The organism is Pseudomonas sp. FSL L8-0168 (assembly GCF_037976155.1).
Classification (GTDB): domain Bacteria; phylum Pseudomonadota; class Gammaproteobacteria; order Pseudomonadales; family Pseudomonadaceae; genus Aquipseudomonas; species Aquipseudomonas paracarnis.
In genome coordinates this window covers 2653388-2675511 of sequence record NZ_CP150262.1, presented here as the reverse complement: position 1 = coordinate 2675511, position 22124 = coordinate 2653388, and the positions used below count along the sequence as shown (strand labels likewise).

The 22124-nt window shown below is 58.8% G+C and carries 15 protein-coding genes; 3 read left to right on the top strand and 12 right to left on the bottom strand.

What is annotated here, in order from left to right; genetic code table 11:
• Window positions 1-90: 90 nt before the first annotated feature.
• Window positions 91-345 (top strand): hypothetical protein, encoded by a 255-nt coding sequence (locus MHH62_RS11730; RefSeq protein ID WP_020301282.1) that lies wholly within the window; start codon window positions 91-93, stop codon window positions 343-345.
• A 73-nt stretch (window positions 346-418) separates the two neighbouring features.
• Here the strand turns inward: MHH62_RS11730 and MHH62_RS11725 are convergent, their stop codons facing one another.
• The 12 genes from MHH62_RS11725 to MHH62_RS11670 all read right to left on the bottom strand — a co-directional run bounded on the left by MHH62_RS11725 (window position 419) and on the right by MHH62_RS11670 (window position 20015).
• Complete coding sequence (locus MHH62_RS11725; RefSeq protein ID WP_072434173.1) at window positions 419-2677, bottom strand: TonB-dependent siderophore receptor; 2259 nt, start codon at window positions 2675-2677, stop codon at window positions 419-421.
• Window positions 2678-3070: 393 nt separating this feature from the next.
• A complete protein-coding gene (locus tag MHH62_RS11720; RefSeq protein WP_014716895.1) occupies window positions 3071-4042 on the bottom strand; it encodes a peptide ABC transporter ATP-binding protein in 972 nt (323 codons plus the stop codon).
• The gene (locus MHH62_RS11715) at window positions 4042-5010 is read right to left on the bottom strand and encodes an oligopeptide/dipeptide ABC transporter ATP-binding protein (protein ID WP_014716896.1); all 969 of its coding nucleotides are present in this window, start codon (window positions 5008-5010) and stop codon (window positions 4042-4044) included. The genes MHH62_RS11720 and MHH62_RS11715 overlap by 1 nt, the downstream gene beginning before the upstream one ends.
• 10 nt (window positions 5011-5020) lie before the next feature.
• Window positions 5021-5932, bottom strand: a complete 912-nt coding sequence (locus MHH62_RS11710) for an ABC transporter permease subunit (RefSeq protein WP_003188486.1) — start codon at window positions 5930-5932, stop codon at window positions 5021-5023.
• Between the two features lie 10 nt (window positions 5933-5942).
• Window positions 5943-6953: an ABC transporter permease subunit gene (locus MHH62_RS11705; protein ID WP_003171721.1), complete on the bottom strand. Its 1011-nt coding sequence runs from the start codon at window positions 6951-6953 to the stop codon at window positions 5943-5945.
• Between the two features lie 76 nt (window positions 6954-7029).
• Window positions 7030-8628 carry an ABC transporter substrate-binding protein gene (locus MHH62_RS11700; protein WP_014716897.1) on the bottom strand — a complete coding sequence of 533 codons (1599 nt, stop codon included), beginning with the start codon at window positions 8626-8628 and terminating at the stop codon, window positions 7030-7032.
• An 80-nt stretch (window positions 8629-8708) separates the two neighbouring features.
• The gene (locus tag MHH62_RS11695; protein WP_003188488.1) at window positions 8709-10103 is read right to left on the bottom strand and encodes an OprD family outer membrane porin; all 1395 of its coding nucleotides are present in this window, start codon (window positions 10101-10103) and stop codon (window positions 8709-8711) included.
• 171 nt (window positions 10104-10274) lie between these two features.
• Window positions 10275-11879, bottom strand: a complete 1605-nt coding sequence (locus MHH62_RS11690) for an ABC transporter substrate-binding protein (RefSeq protein ID WP_032904009.1) — start codon at window positions 11877-11879, stop codon at window positions 10275-10277.
• A 305-nt stretch (window positions 11880-12184) separates the two neighbouring features.
• Entirely contained in the window at window positions 12185-13813 is a 1629-nt protein-coding gene (locus tag MHH62_RS11685; protein ID WP_014716900.1) for an ABC transporter substrate-binding protein, read from the bottom strand.
• 258 nt (window positions 13814-14071) lie between these two features.
• The gene (locus tag MHH62_RS11680; RefSeq protein WP_339232978.1) at window positions 14072-15673 is read right to left on the bottom strand and encodes an ABC transporter substrate-binding protein; all 1602 of its coding nucleotides are present in this window, start codon (window positions 15671-15673) and stop codon (window positions 14072-14074) included.
• A gap of 103 nt (window positions 15674-15776) precedes the next feature.
• Window positions 15777-19124: a DUF6543 domain-containing protein gene (locus MHH62_RS11675; RefSeq protein ID WP_032872230.1), complete on the bottom strand. Its 3348-nt coding sequence runs from the start codon at window positions 19122-19124 to the stop codon at window positions 15777-15779.
• A gap of 180 nt (window positions 19125-19304) precedes the next feature.
• The gene (locus MHH62_RS11670) at window positions 19305-20015 is read right to left on the bottom strand and encodes an SIMPL domain-containing protein (RefSeq protein WP_103451290.1); all 711 of its coding nucleotides are present in this window, start codon (window positions 20013-20015) and stop codon (window positions 19305-19307) included.
• A 205-nt stretch (window positions 20016-20220) separates the two neighbouring features.
• On the opposite strand from MHH62_RS11670, the gene MHH62_RS11665 reads away from it, so the two are divergent.
• Window positions 20221-21483, top strand: a complete 1263-nt coding sequence (locus MHH62_RS11665; RefSeq protein ID WP_003188495.1) for an ATP-binding protein — start codon at window positions 20221-20223, stop codon at window positions 21481-21483.
• Window positions 21476-22036, top strand: a complete 561-nt coding sequence (locus MHH62_RS11660) for a response regulator transcription factor (RefSeq protein ID WP_003171731.1) — start codon at window positions 21476-21478, stop codon at window positions 22034-22036. The genes MHH62_RS11665 and MHH62_RS11660 overlap by 8 nt, the downstream gene beginning before the upstream one ends.
• The last annotated feature ends 88 nt before the right edge of the window (window positions 22037-22124 follow it).

Here is a 22124-nt window from a genome sequence, read left to right as displayed (position 1 = left end):
GCGGTAATCCGGCATCGCGACTAGCGTAAACGCTGGTGGCAGTTAATGACTGCCGTGCGGGGCCCATTTACTGACTGGACGGAATCGATCATGAGTATTTTTCAACGAATAGTGCTGTTGATGAAAGTGCTGGTGCTGTTGTCGTTGGGGATGTCGACGGCCTGGGCGCATAACCCGGTACCGAGCGCAGCGGTGGTGACCAGTGGTCAGGCATCGCACTTGCAGTTGGCCAAGTCCGAAGCCGAACCAGGCGATCAGGGCCAGGGCGGCAGCGAGGGTGATGATGACTCTACTACCGACGAGCCCGACAGCGACGACGCAGACGAAGGCGATAGCCAAACGTAGGCTCGCTAGAAAGAAAGCGCCTCCCGCCAGCCTATAGCTGGCGGGAGGCGCTTTTCAGACCTCAAACAATGCCTTAGAACGATGTAGTCACCGACGCGAAGTAAGCGCGGCCCGGTTCATTGTAGGTCTGGGCACCGGCGTCGTCGGCGTTACCTTTGCGAGACAGGCGCTTGTCCAGGAGGTTGTTGATGCCCACGCGTACGCTCAGGTTTTTGCTGAATTCGTAGCCGCTGCTCAGGCCCATCAACCCGTACGGGTCGACGTCCTGCTGGGCGCTGCGCTCGTAACTGCTGGCGCTGCGTGAGTTGAGCGTCGGTGCTTCTTGTTTGCCGTAATAGGTGCCGCTGACCTGGAATGAAAGCTTGTCAGTGGCTTGCCAATCCAGCGTGGTGTTGACGGTGTACTTGGGGATGATGCTCAACGGCTCGCCGGTGTCCTTGTCCTTGGAGTCGATCATGTAGGTCAGGTTGGTATTCAAGTTCAAGTCATCGCGCAGGCTGATGAACAGGTTGCCTTCAACGCCCTGCACCAAGGCGGGCCCGCTGTTTTCCCACTCCAGCACGCGGCGACCGTTGCCCAGGCGGAAGGCCGCCTCGTTACTGGCGTTGATCTTGTTCTTGTAGTCATTACGGAAGTACGTCGCACTGGTACGCCAGGTGCCCTTGTCGAAAGCCAGGCCGATTTCCTTGTTGACGCTGATTTCCGGCTTCAGGTCGCGATTACCCACCAGGTAGCAACCGCCCATGTTGGCTTCGCTGGCGTTGCAGCCATTGCCACGGCTGTACAGCAAATAGTTCGGGTTGGACTGGTACAGGTTGGGTGTTTTATAGGCGCGGGCGATGCCACCCTTGATGCTCAATTCATCGGTCAACTGGTGCGAGGCGTTGAAGCTGGGGCTCCAGTTGCCGCCGTATTCCTCATGGTCGTCGAAGCGCAAGCCAGGCGTGATGACAGTCTTGCTGCCCAGCTCGATGTTGTCTTCGGCAAACAAGGCGTAGCTCGAGGCGGTGGTCTTGGTGCTGTTGCGGCTCACGCCCGGGATGGCGGGGACGCCGCCGGTGCCTGGGTCATAGCTTTGCGGGCGCAACGAGCCTGGGTCGTTCATCGACTCGTAGAGGTATTCGCTGCCCAGGGTCAGCACCTGTTCGGCACCGACGCTCAGGGGCAGGTTGACCTCGGCGGTGGCCCGAGTGTTGCGCAAGCGCGACTCGAAACGGCCTGCGCTGGCAGACGGCGCACCCTCGCCAGAACCGGCCAGGCCTTCATTGAGGCGTTCGTTGCGGGTCAGGTCGTGGGTTAGCGAAGCCAGGGTCGAGCCCCAGTCGAACTCGCCGCGGTGCGTGGCCGAAAAGCTGCTGCGTTGAATCACACTGGTTTCCTTGCCCACCAGGCTTTCCACGAACGCGCCACCGCCGTTGAGCATGGTATCGCCGGCGAAAATATTGCCCTGGCGGCTGTAGCTGGCTTCCAGGTCGAGGGTTTGCTCGGGGGTGAACTGCCAGCTCAGCAAGCCGTTCACGTCTTTATTGCGTACGCCTTCGCGGCCGGCCACCAGCGAGTCTGGGGTCGCCTGTGCTGCGCGGTTGATGTCGGCGTCATCGGCGTCGGTCTTGTTCAGGCCGCCATAGACGCGGAACGCCAGTGTGTCGGTCAACGGGCCGCTGAGGTTGAAGTTGGTGCGTTTGCTCGCACCTTCGGCGTCGTTTTCAGGGAAGGCCGTGTAAGCGGTCAGCGAGCCGTGCAGTTGGTCGGTGGGGCGTTTGGTGATGATGTTGATGACACCGCCCATGGCACCGGAGCCATAACGGGCGGCGGCCGGGCCGCGCAGGATTTCAATGCGTTCGACTTCTTCGGCCGGCACCCAATTGGTTTCGCCACGGGTATCGCGGTCGCCGCTCCAGCCATAACGCACGGCGTTGCGGGAGGTGGACGGCTTGCCATCGATCAGGATCAGGGTGTTTTCCGGGCCCATGCCGCGCAGGTCGATTTGGCGGTTGTTGCCACGGCTGCCGCTGGAACTGTTGCCGGTCAGGTTCACGCCCGGCTCGCGGCGGATGATCTCCGACAGGTCGTTGGTGGGCGGGCGTTTCTTGATGTCTTCGGCGGTGATGATCGACACACCGGGCGCCTGCTTGAGTTCTTCGGCAGCGGTGCCCAATACACGCGTTTCGCCCAGCACCAGGGCTTGGGGCGTGCCATCCACCGGCAGGTCTGTCGCTTGGATCGGCACTTTATCGCGCTCTTTTTCCACACTCTGCGCCAGCAGCGCGGGGGACGAAAGGGTAGCGATAAACGCCAGCGAGAGATGGCTGAGCCTGAATTGAGACGACATGTCCACAAAGTCCTTTAGGAGGGGCGATTGAACGAGAGGCGTCTGAATTTTTGTCGTGCATCCAGCGCTCTCCGTGCGCCGTAATGGTATTGATTCTCAAACAGAAGTAAATTGCATTTACAATCTATACACTTTTCGAAACGCTCTGGCTCAATGTTTTCAGGGCTTTTGGCATGGGTTCAAACGGTATGTTTTTTGTTACAACCGCGCAAAAAAAAGCCCCTCCAGCCAGACTGATGCGCAATCTGGCGGGAAGGGCGATGGAACTCGATATCACGCATTGCCCCTGTGGGAGCGGGCTTGCTCGCGAAGACGGTGTGTCAGCAACCCATCTGTAGCTGAACCCACGCATTCGCGAGCAAGCCCGCTCCCACAGTGGGAAAAAATGTTGCTTCAGGCCACGAATTGCTCCGCGTAGTGACAAGCCACCTGCCGGTTATCCAACGGCCGCAACAGCGGCTCCTCACTGCTGCAGCGCTCGGTCGCATACGGGCAGCGCTTGTGGAACGCGCAACCCGGCGGCGGGTTCAGTGGGTTGGGCAGTTCGCCGACGATCTTGATCTTTGGCTTGCTCGGGTCCGGGTGAATGGTCGGCGTGGCCGACAGCAGCGCCTGGGTGTAAGGGTGCAGCGGGCGTGCGTAGATGTCTTCCTTGGGGCCCACCTCAACCGGGCGGCCGAGGTACATCACCATCACATCGTCAGCTACGTGCTGTACCACCGCCAGGTTGTGGGAAATGAACACGTAGGCGGTGTTGAATTCCTGCTGCAAATCCATGAACAGGTTAAGCACCTGTGCCTGGATCGACACGTCCAGCGCCGAGGTCGGTTCGTCCGCCACCAGCACCTTGGGTTGCAGCATCATTGCGCGAGCCAGGGCGATACGCTGGCGCTGACCACCGGAGAACATGTGCGGGTAGCGCTGATAATGCTCAGGGCGCAGGCCCACTTGCTTCATCATCGCCTGCACTTTTTCGCGGCGCTCGGCGGCGGACAGGTGGGTGTTGATCAGCAGCGGTTCGGCCAGTTGATCGCCGACTTTCTGGCGAGGGTTCAACGAGGCATAGGGGCTCTGGAACACCATCTGCACGTCTTTGCGCAATTGCTTGCGCTGAGCCTTGTTGGCGCCGGCCACTTCTTGCCCGGCGATTTTCAACGAGCCCGACGAGGGCTCTTCAATCAGCGTCAGGGCGCGGGCCAGGGTGGATTTGCCACAGCCCGACTCGCCTACCACGGCGAGGGTCTTGCCGGCTTCCAGCTCAAAAGACACACCATTAAGAGCACGCACGGTGGCGTGGCCTTTGAAGAGGCCACGGGACACTTCGTAGTGACGGGTGAGGTCGCGGGCGGTAAGTACGACGGCCATTACGCCACCTCCTGGTTCAACGGGTAGAAGCAGCGGGCAAGGCTGTTGCTTTTCGGATCGAGGCCCGGCCGCTGGGCGCGGCAGGAGTCCTGCACATACGGGCAGCGCGGCGACAGCAGGCAACCCTGCGGACGGTCATAGCGGCCCGGCACGATGCCCGGCAGCGTGGCCAGGCGCGTGGCACCCAGGCTGTGCTCGGGAATCGCCTTGAGCAACGCTTCGCTGTACGGGTGTGCCGGAATGTCGAACAACTGCGGCACCTGGCCGACTTCCACTGCCTGACCTGCGTACATTACGCACACGCGCTGGGCGGTTTCAGCCACTACCGCGAGGTCATGAGTGATCAGCACCAGGCCCATGTTCTGCTCTTTTTGCAGGGCCAACAGCAGCTCCATGATCTGCGCCTGGATGGTCACGTCCAACGCAGTGGTCGGTTCATCGGCGATCAGCAGTTTCGGTTCGCCGGCAATCGCCATGGCGATTGCCACGCGTTGGCTCATACCACCGGACAATTGGTGCGGGTAGGCATCCATACGGCTGGCGGCGCCTGGGATCTCGACCTTTTCCAGCAGCTCGATGGCGCGTTTGCGTGCTTGTTTGCCGGACATTTTCAAATGCAGGCGCAGCACTTCTTCGATCTGGAAACCCACGGTGTAGCTGGGGTTCAGCGCGGTCATCGGATCCTGGAACACCATCGCCAGGTCTTTGCCGACGATCTGGCGGCGCTGGCGGTTGCTCAACTTGAGCATGTCCTTGCCGTCGAAGTTCAGCGCATCGGCGGTGACGATGCCGGGGTGCTCGATCAGGCCCATCAGCGCCATCATGGTCACGGATTTACCCGAGCCCGACTCGCCAACGATTGCCAGGACTTCGCCCTTGTCGACGGAAATGTCGAGGCCATCGACCACCGGCACGGCGGTCTTGTCGCCGAAGCGCACGTTGAGATTCTTGATTTCTAACAGTGACATGGGAATCTCCTCAGGCGGCGTTCTTGAGTTTCGGGTCCAGCGCATCGCGCAGGCCGTCACCCATCAAGTTGATTGCCAGCACGCTGAGCAAAATGGTCAAGCCAGGCAGGCTCACCACCCACCAGGCGCGTTCGATGTAGTCGCGGGCCGAAGCCAGCATGGTGCCCCACTCAGGGGTTGGCGGTTGTACGCCAAGGCCGAGGAAGCCCAGGGCCGCGGCATCGAGAATCGCCGAGGAAAAGCTCAAGGTCGCTTGTACGATCAGCGGCGCCATGCAGTTAGGCAGCACGGTGATGAACATCAGGCGTGGCAGGCCGGCGCCGGCGAGGCGGGCGGCAGTCACGTAGTCGCGGTTCAGTTCGCCCATCACGGCGGCGCGGGTCAGGCGCACATAGGATGGCAACGACACGATGGCGATGGCGATCACGGTGTTGATCAGGCCAGGGCCGAGGATGGCCACAATCGCCACGGCCAGCAGCAGCGATGGCAGGGCCAGCATGATGTCCATCAAGCGCATGATGGTCGGGCCGAGCAAGCGCGGGAAGAACCCAGCGAACAGGCCCAGCAGGATGCCCGGGATCAGCGACATCACCACCGACGATAAACCGATCAGCAACGACAGGCGCGAGCCCTGGATCAGGCGCGAGAGCAAGTCACGGCCCAGTTCGTCGGTGCCCAGCAGGAACTGCATCTGCCCGCCTTCCAGCCAGGCCGGTGGCGTGAGCAGGAAGTCTCGGTATTGCTCGCTGGGGTTATGCGGCGCAACCCACGGGGCGAAGATCGCGCAGAACACGATCAGCAACATGAACAGCAGGCCGGCAACCGCGCCTTTGTTCTTGGAGAAGGCTTGCCAGAATTCTTTGTACGGGGACGGGTACAGCAGGCTCTGATCGACTGCTGACACTTGAGTAGGTGTGGTCATGGTCATGATCTCAGCGCTGGTGACGGATGCGTGGGTTGGCGAAGCCGTAGAGGATATCCACCACGAAGTTCACCAGGATCACCAGGCAGGCGATCAGCAGAATGCCGTTTTGCACCACCGGGTAGTCCCGCGCGCCAATGGCTTCGATCAGCCATTTGCCGATGCCGGGCCACGAGAAGATGGTTTCGGTCAGTACCGCACCGGCCAGCAGCGTGCCGACTTGCAGGCCGACCACAGTGAGCACCGGGATCAGCGCGTTACGCAGGCCGTGCACGAACACCACGCGCGCCGGCGACAGGCCCTTGGCCTTGGCGGTGCGGATGTAGTCCTCACGCAGCACTTCGAGCATCGACGAACGGGTCATGCGCGCGATCACCGCCAGCGGGATGGTGCCGAGCACGATGGCTGGCAGGATCAGGTGGTGCAACGCATCCCAGAACGCGTCCGGCTCGTCGGCCAGCAGGGTGTCGATCAGCATGAAGCCGGTGCGTGGCTCGATGTCGTAGAGCAGGTCGATACGCCCGGACACCGGGGTCCAGCCCAGGCTCACCGAGAAGAACATGATCAGGATCAGGCCCCACCAGAAGATCGGCATCGAATATCCCGCCAGGGAGATGCCCATCACCCCGTGGTCGAACAGGGATCCTCGTTTGAGTGCCGCGATCACCCCGGCCAACAGGCCCAGAATACCGGCGAACAACAGCGCGGCCATGGACAGTTCCAGGGTCGCGGGGAAGAGGGCGGTGAACTCGGTCCACACGCTGGTGCGAGTGCGCAACGATTCGCCAAGGTCGCCCTGGGCGAGCTTGCCGACGTAATCCAGGTATTGCGCATACAGCGGCTTGTTAAGGCCAAGGCGCTCCATTGCCTGGGCGTGCATTTCGGGGTCAACCCGTCGCTCGCCCATCATGACTTCTACGGGGTCGCCTGGAATCATGCGAATCAACGCAAAGGTCAGCAACGTGATGCCGAAGAACGTGGGGATCAATAACCCCAGTCGGCGGGCAATAAAACTAAACATCTTGGTGTGTACCTCAATCAGCCGGTTAGGCAGGTCCGGCACCGTCAGTGTCGACGGTGCCGAGCGTTTTTCTTATTTACTTCACCTGGGTGGTGGCGAAGTTATTGGTAGTCAGAGGGCTTTGGGTATAACCCTCGACGTTCTTGCGCATGGCGGTAAACATTTTCGGGTAGGCCATGGGGATCCACGGTTGGTCCTTCTCGAAAACGGCCAAAGCTTGTTCATAGAGTGCGGCGCGTTCGGCGGGTTCAGCGTCGGCGCGGGCCTTGTCGATCAAGTCTTGAAACTCTTTGTTACACCAGCGGGCGTAGTTTTCGCCGTTTTTCGCTGCGTCGCAACTCAGGTTAGGGGTGAGGAAGTTATCCGGGTCGCCGTTATCCCCGGCCCAGCCTGCAGAAACCATGTCGTGTTCGCCGGCTTTAGCGCGCTTGAGCATTTCGCCCCACTCCATGACCTTGATATTGACCTTCAGGCCAATCTGGGCCAGATCCGCCTGCATGCGCTGGGCGCCGAGCATCGGGTTGGGGTTGGTCGGGCCGCCGCCGTTACGGGTAAACAGGGTGAACTCGGTGCCTTCCGGTACGCCGGCTTCCTTGAGCAGGGCGCGCGCCTTGTCCAAGTCGCGAACTGGGTTTTTCAGCTTGTCACTGAAGCCCAGCAGGGTCGGCGGGTACGGCCCGGTGGCATCGACGGCGTTGCCTTTGCCGTACAGCGATTCGTTGTAGCCCTTTTTATCGAAGGCAATATTGATCGCGTGACGTACCCGCGCATCGCTCATGTACTTGTGGGTGGTATTCATGGCGGTGTAGCTGGTGGTCATCGCCGCTAGTTCCGCCACTTTCAGGTTGGGATCAGCCTTGGCGCTGGGTACATCATCGGGCTTGGGATACAGCGCGATCTGGCATTCGTTGGCCTTGAGCTTTTGCAGGCGCACATTGCTATCGGTGGTGATTGCCAGAATAAGCGGGTCGGCCGGCGGCTTGCCACGGAAGTACTCCGGGTTGGCCTTGAAACGCACCTGGGCATCTTTTGCGTAGCGGTTGAAGATGAACGGCCCGGTGCCGATGGGCTTGGCGTTCAGGTCATCGGTCTTGCCGGACTTGAGCAACTGGTCGGCATATTCGGCGGAGTGAATCGAGGAAAACGCCATGGCCAGGTCGGCCAGGAACGGGGCTTCAGGACGGGTCAGGGTAAAGACGACGGTGTGATCGTCGGTTTTCTCTACGCTCTTGAGCAGTTCTTTAAAGCCCATGCTTTCGAAGTACGGATAGCCCACGTTGGACTTTTTATGCCAAGGGTGATTCGGGTCCAGCTGGCGCTGGAAGCTCCAAAGCACATCATCGGCATTCAGGTTGCGCGTGGGTTTGAAATAGTCGGTGGTGTGGAACTTGATGTCGTCACGCAGGTGGAAGGTGTAGGTCAGGCCATCGGCGCTGATTTCCGGCAGGTCTTTGGCCAGGGCAGGCACCACTTCTGTGGTGCCGGGCTTGAAGTCCACCAGGCGGTTGAACATGGTTTCAGCGGCGGCGTCAGCGGTCACGGCAGTGGTGTACAGGACCGGGTCGAAACCTTCCGGGCTGGCTTCGGTGCAGACCACCAGCGGTTTGGCCGAAACGCCGATGGCCACGCTCAACAGCGCAGCGGCCATGGCGGCTTGTAGTGGGAGCATTTTCATTCAGAGCCCTCTGCAATCGATGGAACCAGAAAAGCGTAGGCGGCAAGCTCGTCCTGAGCTCGCCGCCTGCCTGGCATTAATTAAAGGATGTTGAACGGGATGGTGGTAACCAGACGGAACTCTTTGATGCTGCCGTCGGACTGGAACTCGCTGCCACGGTGCTCAACATAGGTTGCGCGCACGGTGGTGGCTTTGAGCGGGCCGCTCTGCAGCGCGTAAGAGGCGCCTACACCGTATTCCTGGTGCTTCTCGCCGTCCTGGGACTGGATGCCGTCATAGGCAAACTTGGCCCGGCCATTGTTGCCGGTGTAGTGGGTACCATCGATGCCCCAGCCGCGTGCCGAGTAGGCGTTGAACTTAAGGCCAGGTACGCCGTATTCAGCCATGTTGATGGCATAGGCGATCTGGAAGGATTTCTCGTTCGGGCCGTTGAAGTCAGACGTCAGGGAGTTGGCCAGGTAGATACCGTTGGTTTCGTGCAGGTAGTCGAAGTACTCGTTACCGTTCACTTGCTGGTAGCCAAAGGTCAGGCTGTGTGCCTGGTGAGTCAGGCCCAGGGAGAGGGAGAAGGTATCGTTGTCGATTTCCCCCATCTCTTTTTTGCCTTCATCGACAGTCTTGTAGTAGTTGAAGCCGGTGGTCAGGCCCAACTGCTGCGCGTCGCCCAGCTCGTGGGTGGCGCCGAAGTAGTACTGGTTCCAGAAGTCCTTCACGTTAGCGGCGAAGAAGCTGGTCTTCAGGCTTTTCAGCGGCTGGTAGTTCACACCCAGGGTCGACACTTTGTCGGTTTCTGCGCCATTGCCGTATTCGCTACGGAATTTCGACAGGCTCTGCTCGCTACGTGGGGAAACGCGGTCGAACACGCCGCCCTGGAACGACAGGTTGCTGAACTCTTCGCTGTTGAAGCTCACGCCCTGGAAGCTCGAAGGCAGAGCACGGTTGCCGATGGTGTCGACGATGCCGCTGCTGAAGTTCTGGCGACCGGCGGTCAGTGTGGTGTTGGACACACGGAATTGCACGTTGGCCAGGCCCAGTTTGCTCCACTGGTCTACGGCATCACCGTTGGAGTCGGCCAGGGTACGGTTGGAGCCGCCTTTGATATCACGCTTGCTGCGGTCCAGTACCAGGGCGTTGTACACCGCCACTTCAGTCTTGACCCCAACGGTGCCCTGGGTGAAACCCGAGCTGGCGTTGAGGATGGTGCCTTGCACCCAGTTGGTACGGTTGCGATCGGTCAGGGTCTGGCCGTGTTTCTGGTACGAGAAGGTGCCCCCGCGGTATTTGCTTTCATGGGAGTACCAGTTACGCGTGGTGCCGCCCAGGCTGAAATCTTCGATAAAGCCTTTGGCCTCGCTTTGGGCGCTGGTGCCGGCCAGGGTGGTAGGAACGAAGTCCTGGCTTTGCGTTTCAGCGTAGGCGGTGGCCGTGATGCTGCTGATGGCCAAGGCCAGAAGCGCTTTGCTGCTCAGTTTCATGGGTGAAGCTCCTTTGGTTCTCTTTTTTAATGCCGGTCTTTTTGGGTGATCCGGCTATTGGGTGTGGAACTTGTTCAAGCTATTGCAAACGTTTGGCGTAGGAAAATTCCCAACAAAAGCCTGCACGTTTGCCGGGGAGCTGATTTCGCTCCCCGCCATCCGGTTATTTTCTTATGGGTTGATGCTGACGCCCGAGAACACGTTGCGGCCGAAGGGGCTTACCTTGAAGCCTTCGACTTTGGCGCTTAACGGCTGGTTGACCGTCGAGTGGGCGATGGGCGTGATCGGCACCTGCTGCTTGAGCAGTTGCTGCGCCTGTTTGTACAGAACAGTCCTTTGTTCACGGTCGGTCACGACCTTGGCTTGCTTGATCAGCTTGTCGTACGCCGGGTCGCACCACATGGAGTAGTTGTTCCCGCCGATGGCGTCGCAGCTGTAGAGGGTGCCGAGCCAGTTGTCCGGGTCACCGTTGTCGCCGGTCCAGCCGATCAGGCTGACATCGTGCTCACCGTTCTTGGTGCGTTTGATGTACTCGCCCCATTCATAGCTGACGATCTTGACCTTGAGACCGATCTTGGCCCAGTCGTTCTGCAGCATTTCCGCCATCAGCTTGGCGTTGGGGTTGTACGGGCGTTGCACCGGCATGGCCCACAGGGTGATCTCGGTGCCTTCCTTGACGCCAGCGGCCTTGAGCAACTGCTTGGCTTTTTCCGGGTCGTAGGCGGCGTCCTTGATGCTGTCGTCGTAGGACCACTGCGTGGGTGGCATGGCGTTGACCGCCAGTTGCCCGGCGCCCTGGTACACAGCATTGAGGATGCTCTGCTTGTTCACCGCCATATCCAGCGCCTGGCGTACTTCCAACTGATCGAACGGCTTGTGGCGTACGTTGTAGGAGATATAGCCCAGGTTGAAGCCCGGTTTGGTCAGCAGTTGCAGGTTCGGGTCGGTCTTGAGGGCTTCGACGTCGGCGGGGCGTGGATGCAGGGTCACCTGGCATTCGCCGGCCTTGAGCTTCTGCACGCGCACCGAGGCGTCGGTGTTGATGGCGAAGATCAGTTGGTCCAGCTTGACGCGGCTCGGGTCCCAGTACTGTTTGTTGCCCACGTAGCGGATCTGCGAGTCTTTCTGGTAACGCTGGAACACGAAGGGGCCAGTGCCGATCGGCTTCTGGTTGATGTCGCTGGGCCGGCCTTGCGTGAGCAACTGCTCGGCGTATTCCGCCGAAAGGATCGCGGCAAAGCTCATGGCGATGTTCTGCACGAAGGCTGCGTCGACCGTGTTCAGCGTCATCACTACGGTGTAGGGGCCGGTTTTCTCGACCTTGGCGATGTTCTTGTTCAGGCTCATCCCGTTGAAGTACGGAAACTCGGTGGGGTAGGCCTTACGGAACGGGTGCTCGGGGTCAAGCATGCGGTTGAAGGTGAACAGCACGTCGTCGGCGTTGAAGTCTCGCGTCGGCTTGAATTCCTTGTTGCTGTGGAACTTCACCCCTTCACGCAGGTGGAAGGTGTAGGTCAGGCCATCAGGGGAAATATCCCACTTGGTTGCCAGCCCAGGGACGACGTCGGTCGCGCCTTTTTCGAACTCCACCAAACGGTTATACAAAGGCTCCGCCGCATCGTTGTCGGTAGCGGTGGTGTATTGCGCAGTGTCAAACCCTGCCGGGCTGCCTTCGGAGCAGAACACCAGGCTCTTTTTCTCGGCGGCTTGGCCCATGGTGGCCATGGCCAGCAGGCTGGTGGCAAACAGAGCGGATACAACGGTGGTATGGCGCATGACGATCCCGGTCCTTGTTTGTAGTTATCAACAGCGAGCCTACCTGCTGGCGTGCAGCCAGGCAGACCTCACTGATCCCACACACAGCAAGTGCCCTTCCCAGAGTGATGCCTCTGCTGTCCTACGACCTTATGGGGCGTTGACCTTGCAGTAAATGCGTCAATTCTGACTGACCTTGTAGGCAACGGAGGCACGGGTCGCAGTTCATTGCTGTAAGACGGCAACGCTTGCAAACGTAGTCTGTTTCCTAAGGTCCAGGCGGATGGAATAACGGCGACGTTATGAAACGTCGCCGTTATTGGTCCTTACTTGCCGCTGACGCTAACGCCGTAGAAGGAATTCAAGCCAAACGGGCTGATCTTGAAGTCCTGCACGGTATTACGCATGGGTTGATACACCGTCGAGTGCGCGATAGGTGTGTAAGGCAATTCGCGTTTAAGCAGCTGTTGCGCCTGTTTGTACAGTTCGGTGCGCTTGGCGACATCCGTGGTCGATTTGGCCTGGCTGATCAGGTCGTCATACTGTTTATTAACGAACTTGGAGAAGTTGTTACCGTTCAACGCCGGGGACGAAAACAGGGTGCCCAGCCAGTTGTCAGGGTCACCATTGTCACCGCTCCAGCCGATGATCATCGCCTGGTTCTCGCCACCTTTGGAACGCTTGATGTACTCGCCCCACTCGTAGCTGACGATGTTGACCTTCAGGCCGATCTGTTTCCAGTCGCTCTGCAGCATCTCGGCCATCAGCTTGGCGTTCGGGTTGTACGGACGCTGAACCGGCATGGCCCAAAGAGTGATCTCGGTGCCTTCCTTTATGCCAGCCTCCTTGAGCAGTTCCTTGGCTTTGGCAGGGTCGTACTTGGCGTCCTTGATCGTAGTGTCGTACGACCATTGGGTGGGTGGCATGGCATTGACGGCCAATTGCCCAGCGCCCTGGTACACGGAGTCGATGATCTGCTGCTTGTTCACCGACATGTCCAAAGCCTGGCGAACCCGCAGGTCAGCCAGCGGGTTTGGCGTCGTCTGGCCCTTGAGCACAGGCATCACGTTGTAGGCGATGTAGCCCAGGTTGAAGCCGGCCTGGTGCGGCATCTTCATGTCCTTGTCCGCTTCCAGCGGCTTGATATCGGCCGGGCGAGGATAGGCTGTGATCTGGCACTCGTTCTTTTTCAGTTTCTGGATGCGTACTGAAGGGTCCGTGGAGATTGCGAAGATCAGGTTATCGATCTTGACGTCTTCAGGCTTCCAGTATTCCTTGTTGCCGGTGAAGCGAATGTTGGAGTCTTTCTGGTAGCTCTTGAACACGAACGGGCCAGTGCCGATCGGCTTCTGGTTGATGTCGGCGGCCTTGCCTTCCTTCAACAGTTGGGCGGCATATTCGGCCGACTGGATCGATGCAAAGCTCATCGCGAGGTTCTGGATAAACGCCGCGTCCACGGTGCCAAGGGTGAACTTGACGGTGTGGTCATCGACTTTCTCGATGTTCTTGATGTTCTTGTCCATCTCCATGTCCGAGAAGTACGGGAACTCGGTAGGGTAGGCCTTACGGAACGGATCGTCTTTATTGATCATTCGGTTGAAGGTGAACAGTACGTCGTCAGCCGAAAATTCACGAGTAGGCTTGAAGTACGGGGTGGTATGGAACTTGACGCCTTCGCGAAGGTGGAAGGTGTACGTCAGGCCATCCGGGGAAACGTCCCAGCTGGTGGCCAGGCCAGGAACGACGGCGGTGCCGCCACGTTCGAACTGGCTCAGGCGGTTGAACATGGTTTCGGCCGAGGCATCGAAGTCTGTTCCGGTGGTGTACTGGCCTGGGTCGAAACCGGCCGGGCTCCCTTCGGAGCAGAACACCAGGTTAGTTGCCGCAAGGGCTACGGGGGCTGCGGCCATAAGGCCAGCGCTCACTAATAACGGAAGGACTGCGTGTTTAAGCATGTTGGCCTCATGATTTGTTGTCATTTTTGGTGGTGAGGGCGACCTCGTGAGTCGGCCTGCGGATACTTATGCAGGCGCCATACCCAATGCAAGATGCAGAGCGGTTGCAAAGGGAAAACTGTGGTACGAACGTACAGGAATGTCGCAATTATGAAAGTTTCGACACAAAAGTGCTTATTTGGAGGGTTTTTTCGGTGCAAATGGCGCACTAAAAATGCCCATCCGAGGCGTCTAGCGCACTCGGTTGGGGCATTGATGTTACTTATCTAGACCCACGCCGTAGAAGGGCGTCAGTCCAAACGGACTGATCTTGAAATCCTGCACTTGCTTGCGCATAGGCTGGAAAACCGTCGAGTTTGCAATGGGCGTTATAGGTACTTGTTCCTTAAGGATTTTCTGGGCCTGTTGATACCACTTGATGCGCTGCTCGCGGTCGCTGCTGACCTTGGCTTGTTGCACCAACTTGTCGTAGGCCGGGTTACACCATTTGGCATAGTTGCTGCCATTGACCGCGGCACAACTGTAGAGCACGCCTAGCCAGTTATCGGGGTCGCCGTTGTCGCCGGTCCAGCCATAAATCATTGCATCGTGCTCGCCGTTTTTGGCGCGCTTGATGTACTCGCCCCACTCATAGCTGACGATGTTGGCCTTGATACCGACCTTGGCCCAATCCTGTTGAATCATCTGCGCGGACATCCGTGCATTAGGATTCGAGGCGCGTTGTACGGTCATCGCCCACAGGTTAATGGTGGTACCTGGTGCAACCCCTGCTTCTTTTAGTAGCAAGCGGGCCTTGGTCGGGTCGTAGGGCGCATCGTGTATCGTGGGGTCATAAGACCACTGCGCGGGAGGCAGTGCGTTCTGCGCCAATTGTCCGGCGCCCTGGTAAACGGCCTTGATGATGGCGGGCTTGTCGATGGCCATGTCCAGGGCCTGACGAACCTTGAGTTGATCCAGCGGCGGGTGAGTCACGTTATAGGCCAGGAAGCCCAGGTTGAAGCCTGCTTGTTGCAATACGCGCAGGTTGGGGTCTTGCTTCATCATTTCGATATCGGCAGGGCGCGGGTAACCGCTGACCTGACATTCGCCTGCCTTGAGTTTCTGCAGGCGCGCGGCGGCGTCCGGGGTGATGGCGAATATCAGGTTGTCGAGCTTCACATCCTCGGGTTTCCAATACTGTTTATTGGCCACATAACGGATCTGCGAGTCCTTCTGATAACGCTTGAACACAAACGGCCCGGTACCGACCGGTTGCTGGTTGATCTGCTCGGCCTTGCCTTGTTTCAACAACTGGGCGGCGTATTCGGCCGATTGAACAGAGGCAAAGCTCATGGCCAGGTTTTGCACGAACGAAGCATCGACAGTGTTCAAGTTGAACCGCACAGTGTGCTCGTCGAGTTTTTCGACGCTTTTGATCGTGGTGTTCAAACCCATGTCGGTGAAGTAGGGCGATTCGGACGGGTAGGCCTTGCGAAACGGGCTGGCGGCATCGAGCAAGCGATTGAAGGTGAACAGCACGTCATCGGCGTTGAAATTGCGGGTCGGGATGAAGTAGTCGGTGGTGTGGAACTTGACCCCGTCACGCAGGTGGAAGGTGTACGTCAGGCCGTCCTTCGATACATCCCAGCTTGTCGCCAGACCAGGTTCTACCTCGGTGCCGCCACGCTTGAACTGGGTCAGGCGGTTGAACACGGTTTCGGCGGAGGCATCAAAATCGGTGCCGCTGGTGTATTGGCTGGGGTCGAAGCCGGCGGGACTGGCTTCGGAGCAATAGACCAGGGTGGTGGCGGCCTGGGCCATGGGCATACAGGCCAGCAGGCTTGCGGCGATCAATAGTGGTTTGAAGGCGATTCTTTCCATGGAGACCCCTGAAATGGCAAGCATATTAGGCTGCCCAAACAAAAACGGCGGTTACCGAGGTTACCGCCGTTCAGGTGTTTCAGGTAAGGGGCCATTAGCCGGTTTATGCATTTACTATGTAGGTGACCTCGACCTTGGTAGGAGCATCTTTATCGATCGCATAGGCACCGTCCAACTCGTTACTCTCCCGTATCGTGAAGGTCCTGTTGATTGTTAACTTTACACCCGGAGCATTTTGGATATTTTTATCGGCGTTAGAGAAGTGTCCTTCAGAAGTCATATGGACCTTGGCCAGGTTGTTCGAGGGATCGTATTCAATCTGAAACTGGGTATTGTCAGCCTTAAAAAAATAGCCCTTCTGCAGAGTCACCTCTTCTTTGTTCAGGTCAAGTTCGTGTAGGTCAACGATAGCGGGCCCGGCAGAGCCTTGATGAGCCACTTCGGAGATGCGAGCCCGCAGATCGGCATTGGGAATTGCCGCTTCGAACTGCGCAATCCTTGCTTGCTTGGCACCCGCCGTCGTGTCTGCTGTTGCGTTCAGCTCAGTAGTCACTGACAAGGCGTTTTCGGTAGTGGTGACAGTGTAAGGATTACGATCGATATCCTTGACGAAGGCGGGCGAATACTCGCTGGCACCGTATTCCGTGGTGTGTGCTATCTCTTCCGGCAACAAGGTAAAATTCGGTTCTTCAAGGGTCCACGAGGTGATGAGCTTTTTTTTAATTATTCCTTCTTCCTCGATGTGACTGAAAGAGAACTCGTAGTTGGTTCCCGCTTTGTTCTTCAAGATTTCATCGAACTGTTCGGCACCGGCTATTTTTTTTCCATCGATATCGACAAATTCATCGGCAAAAGTGGGTGGGGACTTCAGGTCATCACTCGGCGTTGGCGAAACTGGACGACGTAGCCATGCAAACAACCCAGCACCGTCGCCGGGCGCGCGAGCCCATTCGCCATCGCGCCCGGGTGTTATTACCGTCAGCCCTGCGCGAGTATCCGGGTCAATAATTTTGGCAAATGAGTCGCCGGTCCTGTAGCGCCCGGATATTTCAAAGACCTTGCTCGTCCCTGTTTCATCAGTAAGGCGTACGAATTGGCGGAACGCCCCGGTGTCGTCAGTCATTCGATAAACCCCCAGTGCATCTCGGGTGGCATTTTTTATCAATGCCTCACCCTCAGGGACCGCATATTTGGCCAGCGGGATGAGTGACCGGGAGTCAGGCAGGGGCTGTGGAGCAGGTTTGCCAGCGCGCGTACCCCCGGACGGTCCCGGTTGTGGTTCCGCGACTTCATTGGCGGGGGTTGGGGTAATCGGTTCACCCAGTGGTAATTCTTTTTCGGGAGGCAATGCAAAAGGGTCTTCGGGGACTGAGCTGGCTCCGACCGAGAAGAGTGTGTTCAGTAAGCCATCGAACGCCTTGGAGGCACCCTCGTCACGCTCTTGCACTGTGTCGCCAGACGAGGTTTTTTCTGCGCCCAGCGCCAATTCGGTCAATCCTGTCACGACGGCTACCGCGGCCACGGGTGCGGCAATCGGCGCAAGTTTGGCCAATAAGCCAGCCGCCACGGTAATGTCGTTGAGCCAGGTGTCTCGAGTCTCTTCGCTGTTTGACTTGATGACCACGTCAGCATCGCTTTTCATGCGCTCCTGGGTGGTGGTCGCCAGGGTAGTAAATAAGTCGCCGGTAATTTTCGAGTGGCTTGCATCGATTGCCGGTCCCTTCAGTTCGCCGCTGGCCATTTTCTTCAGGTGTGTATCCAAGCCATCTTTCGTTTCGCCTACGTGGGTGAACCACAGGAGGGGCATAAGTACTTTCGCCGCTCTGGCGGCAAAACCGGCGGTTTGGTCCTGGCGATAAATCATGGGGAAGTGACTCGCCAAGGCCTCACTTTTTTTCGGATCTTTTGCCTGATCAATCAGCCATTGTTCCAGCTTTTGCGCAGAGTCGAACCTGAGAAACGCCGGCTCGGCGCCTGGGATGTAAAGCACTTGCCGGCCACCGTCGCCCGCGCTGAATCGCACAATGTCGCTGGAGGTAAAACCGTGGATGCTCAAGGCATTCGCCTGTACAGGGGCTTTTATCGGTGTTTTGGCTTTGAGTTGGTCGACGCTGATCGGTGCATTTTCATCCAGGGGCAGGTCGGGTACTGCTGCCATCACCATCTTGTAGTCGTCACGAGTGAATTGGTGTTCGGGTGCTTGCAGCGCACGTTCAACTGCAGGCCATGCTTGAGCTGTCTTGAATTGTTTGCGGGCCTGGAAGGTGAACTCGCCTTTGATCGCCGTCTGGTAGCTATCGGAATGAGAGTTCCAGAAGTTGTCGATCTTCTGGGTCATTTGGCTCTGGAAGTCAGTCTTCCAGCTTTCATGCATCACTTGCGACGGTTTGAGGTCGATCTGGTTGTGCTTGCCGTAGCCGCCTTTTTCGCTTTGCCCAGCAGGTTGGGTATACAGCCCCGCTTCCAGGTCCAGGTTGCCGGGCACCCAATCGTGCTCGGAGAAGTTTTTCAGCAGGGCGTCGGGCAGGCGCAGCGAAGACCAGGGCTCTTGGAATGTGTGTTCCCAGCCGGTCGCCGTGTCTGCACTTTCGCCACCTTTGAAACGGTTCAGGTACACGGTGTCGGAGTCGATAGGTTTGCCCGTGAGTTTGAGCAGCAGGTCATCCGCCCACTTTTTGGCCTCTGCCCGCGTATTGGGTAGGTTGTTGGCGACGTCAACCGCCAAACGCTTGTAAGCCAACGCCTGTGGTGCGGTGCTGTAGTAATTGGCGGCATTGTGTTTTTGCACTTGCAGCGCTTGTGAAGAGCGGCTGCTGGCAGGGCGCAGGCGGTCATTGGCGGGGATAGGGTCGAAGCTGTCTTTATGTTCCAGATACCTTATTTGTGTTCGAGCCTGGGACAGCGTTTGGGGAAGGGACACGCCTTCAAAGTTGGCCACCACTTTTGCACTGACCTGTATGGAGTCCTTACCCAGCCTCACACGCAAATCACCGTTATTGCCAGGGGCGATAACTTTTGCGGTCTCCAGCAAGGGGCCTGAAATTTGTCCCCAGCCTGATGTATCCGAGAGATGGAAGGTTTTCGTTTTGCCCTCGATCTCGGCGGACAAGGTACCTGTAGACGGGTTGATTGAAAGCAAGGTGTCCGGGGCGAAGTGTTGTTCGCGCAGCCAGCCCTGTACCACGGCGTTTTCCACATGCATGCGATACAGCCCGAGCCATTGGCCCAGAGTGCTTTGGGGCGGCACGGTTATAAGCCCGGCATTGCCGTGCAACACCTTGCGTTGTACGGCCTCGAGGTAGGCCTTGAGCAGTGCTGTTTCATCGGGTTGGACAGCCTTTGGCGTGGGCGGTGACGATGCCGGTGTCGCCTGAGCTTGAGTGTTGGATGTCGCAGTAGCGACGGCGAGGGGCAGCGATAACGAGGGTGTTGGATCGAGTGATAGGGACATGAATTCGGCTCTCATTGTATGAATAAATGCCAGCACAGCCCTCCCTGGTAGCTATGGCAGTAATGAGTCGTGAAAACCGGACACTTGATTCCTACGAGATGTGCTGCCGTATATGACGGCGCGCGTGCGCGCAAAAAAAGCGCAATCCCGTGGGGCTGCGCCTTTGTTCTGTCTAAAAAGTTACTGTAAAATTTCGATCACACCATCGGCACTCATGCTGACCTGGCTGGTACCTGCTTCCACTTCCGGCGTCGGTGCTGAATCGGCCATGGCTGCCTTCATCATCATGCCGCCACGGGCATAAGGCATCGGGTAGCCATTGGTGTTGAAGTTCAGGTTGACGATCTTGTAGCCCTTGCCACCGAGTGCATCGGTCGCCAATTGTGCGCGCGCCTTGAATGCAGCCACGGCGTCTTTGAGCAGCGCATCTTCGCTGGCCTTGCGCGTGGCATCGGCGATGGCGAAGTCCATGCTGTCCATTTTCAACGTGTTCAACAGCTCGCCGGTGAGCTTGGACAGCGCCGGGAAGTCCGCGCTTTCCAGGCGCAGCTCGGCGCGTTCACGCCAGCCGGTGATCTTCTGGTTCTTGCTGTCGTAGATCGGGTAGCTGTTGCGGCTGCCCTGGCGCAAGGTCACGCCTTTGACTTCGCGCGCCTGGCCCAGGGCCTGGTTCAGGGTGGTGGTGATTTCGGCCGCGAGCTTGGCCGGGTCGGCGTTTTGCGATTCGGTGTAAAGGGTGACGATCATCTTGTCGCGGGCCACTTCCTGGCTGGCTTCGGCGCGCAGGGAGATCTGGTTGTAATGCAATGCATCGGCGGCCATGGCCGGCAGGCTGGCCAGGGCGCTGGCGCTGAGGGTAATGATGGCTGCACTGCGAATGAAACGAGACATGGAAGCTCCTTGAGATAGTCGTGCTCGGTATGACTGTAGACGTTGGCACTGGGTTCTTCGGGTTTACACATTACCTACAAGTTATGCCGGCGCCGACGAACGGTCATTTACCCGGCCTGCGTCAAAGAGCCACACACGCCGTGCCAGCAGGTCTGCTTCGTTTATACTCGTGCCGATCCGCCTGCAGCGCTCAACGGGAGAGCTCATGCTCGCCGCCGTAAAACTGACTTCCGCCACTCGCCAGAACCTTTGGCGCCTGACGTTCATTCGCACCCTGGTATTGGCCGCACAGGCTGGTTCCGTCGGGCTTGCCTATTGGTTCGACCTGCTGCCGCTGCCCTGGCTGCAACTGGCCGTGACCCTGGGTTTTTCCACCGTATTGTGTGTGTTCACCGCCATTCGATTGCGTACCACTTGGCCGGTGACCGAGTTGGAATATGCTCTGCAACTGGCCTGTGACCTGTTTATCCACAGCGTGTTGCTGTACTTCTCCGGTGGGTCCACCAACCCCTTCGTCTCCTACTACCTGGTGCCTTTGACCATCGCTGCCGTCACCCTGCCGTGGCGCTATTCGGTGGTGCTGTCGGGGATTGCGCTGACGCTGTACACCCTGCTGTTGGCGCAGTTCTACCCCTTGCAGACGTTCCCCATCGCCCGGGAAAACCTGCAGATCTACGGAATGTGGTTGAGCTTCGCCCTGTCTGCGGCAGTCATCACCTTCTTTGCCGCGCGCATGGCCGAAGAACTGCGCCGCCAGGAAGAACTGCGCGCCATTCGCCGTGAAGAAGGCCTGCGTGACCAGCAGTTGCTGGCTGTCGCCACCCAGGCCGCAGGCGCTGCCCATGAGTTGGGCACGCCGCTGGCGACCATGAGCGTGCTGCTCAAGGAAATGACCCAGGACCATCACGACCCGGCCCTGCAGGACGATTTGAGCGTGCTGCAGGAACAGGTCAAGCAGTGCAAGCTGACGTTGCAGCAACTGGTGCGCGCCGCTGAAGCCAATCGCCGTCTGGCGGTCGAAATGCAGGACGTCACCCAGTGGCTCGATGAGGCGCTCAACCGCTGGCACCTGATGCGTCCCGAAGCCAGTTACCGTTTCAACCTGCTGGGCCAAGGCAGCGTGCCGCGCATGGCGCCACCGCCGGACCTGACCCAGGCGCTGCTCAACTTGCTGAACAATGCAGCCGACGCTTGCCCTGAAGGCCTCGGCGTGCAGTTGGACTGGGACGCGGAAAACGTCACCATCAGCATTCGTGACCACGGCGCGGGCGTGCCGTTGGCCATTGCCGAGCAGATCGGCAAACCCTTCTTTACCACCAAGGGCAAAGGCTTCGGCCTGGGCCTGTTTTTGAGCAAGGCCAGCGTGACCCGCGCGGGCGGCTCAGTGAAGCTCTATAGTCATGAGGAAGGTGGCACGCTCACCGAGCTGCGCCTGCCCCGTGTCGCACGAGGAGATATCGATGAGTGACGAGATCCAAGTCGAAGGCGAAGAACTGCCGCACCTGTTGCTGGTAGATGACGACGCGACCTTTACCCGCGTGATGGCGCGCGCCATGAGCCGGCGCGGTTTTCGCGTCAGCACTGCTGGCTCTGCCGAAGAGGGCCTGACCATCGCCCAGGCCGACCTGCCGGACTACGCCGCCCTCGACCTGAAAATGGACGGCGACTCGGGCCTGGTACTGCTGCCCAAGCTGCTGGAACTCGACCCGGAAATGCGCGTGGTGATCCTCACCGGTTACTCCAGCATTGCCACCGCCGTCGAGGCGATCAAGCGCGGCGCTTGCAATTACCTGTGCAAACCCGCGGATGCCGACGACGTGCTGGCCGCCTTGCTGTCCGAGCATGCCGACCTCGACACCCTGGTGCCGGAAAACCCGATGTCGGTGGACCGCCTGCAGTGGGAACACATCCAGCGCGTGCTGACCGAGCACGAAGGCAATATCTCCGCCACCGCCCGCGCTTTGGGCATGCATCGGCGTACCTTGCAGCGCAAGTTGCAGAAGCGCCCGGTACGACGCTGAACGGCGACTGAACAACTCGCTTCAGGCTGCACGGACGCACGAACCGATCCCCTATGATCGGTTCAAACGCCTGTGACTTTTTCCTACC

Bases quoted from the DNA above. Each gene is read 5' to 3' on its own strand.
- MHH62_RS11730 (WP_020301282.1), top strand. From the start codon at position 91: ATGAGTATTTTTCAACGAATAGTGCTGTTGATGAAAGTGCTGGTGCTG.
- MHH62_RS11725 (WP_072434173.1), bottom strand. From the start codon at position 2,677: ATGTCGTCTCAATTCAGGCTCAGCCATCTCTCGCTGGCGTTTATCGCT.
- MHH62_RS11720 (WP_014716895.1), bottom strand. From the start codon at position 4,042: ATGGCCGTCGTACTTACCGCCCGCGACCTCACCCGTCACTACGAAGTG.
- MHH62_RS11715 (WP_014716896.1), bottom strand. From the start codon at position 5,010: ATGTCACTGTTAGAAATCAAGAATCTCAACGTGCGCTTCGGCGACAAG.
- MHH62_RS11710 (WP_003188486.1), bottom strand. From the start codon at position 5,932: ATGACCACACCTACTCAAGTGTCAGCAGTCGATCAGAGCCTGCTGTAC.
- MHH62_RS11705 (WP_003171721.1), bottom strand. From the start codon at position 6,953: ATGTTTAGTTTTATTGCCCGCCGACTGGGGTTATTGATCCCCACGTTC.
- MHH62_RS11700 (WP_014716897.1), bottom strand. From the start codon at position 8,628: ATGAAAATGCTCCCACTACAAGCCGCCATGGCCGCTGCGCTGTTGAGC.
- MHH62_RS11695 (WP_003188488.1), bottom strand. From the start codon at position 10,103: ATGAAACTGAGCAGCAAAGCGCTTCTGGCCTTGGCCATCAGCAGCATC.
- MHH62_RS11690 (WP_032904009.1), bottom strand. From the start codon at position 11,879: ATGCGCCATACCACCGTTGTATCCGCTCTGTTTGCCACCAGCCTGCTG.
- MHH62_RS11685 (WP_014716900.1), bottom strand. From the start codon at position 13,813: ATGCTTAAACACGCAGTCCTTCCGTTATTAGTGAGCGCTGGCCTTATG.
- MHH62_RS11680 (WP_339232978.1), bottom strand. From the start codon at position 15,673: ATGGAAAGAATCGCCTTCAAACCACTATTGATCGCCGCAAGCCTGCTG.
- MHH62_RS11675 (WP_032872230.1), bottom strand. From the start codon at position 19,124: ATGTCCCTATCACTCGATCCAACACCCTCGTTATCGCTGCCCCTCGCC.
- MHH62_RS11670 (WP_103451290.1), bottom strand. From the start codon at position 20,015: ATGTCTCGTTTCATTCGCAGTGCAGCCATCATTACCCTCAGCGCCAGC.
- MHH62_RS11665 (WP_003188495.1), top strand. From the start codon at position 20,221: ATGCTCGCCGCCGTAAAACTGACTTCCGCCACTCGCCAGAACCTTTGG.
- MHH62_RS11660 (WP_003171731.1), top strand. From the start codon at position 21,476: ATGAGTGACGAGATCCAAGTCGAAGGCGAAGAACTGCCGCACCTGTTG.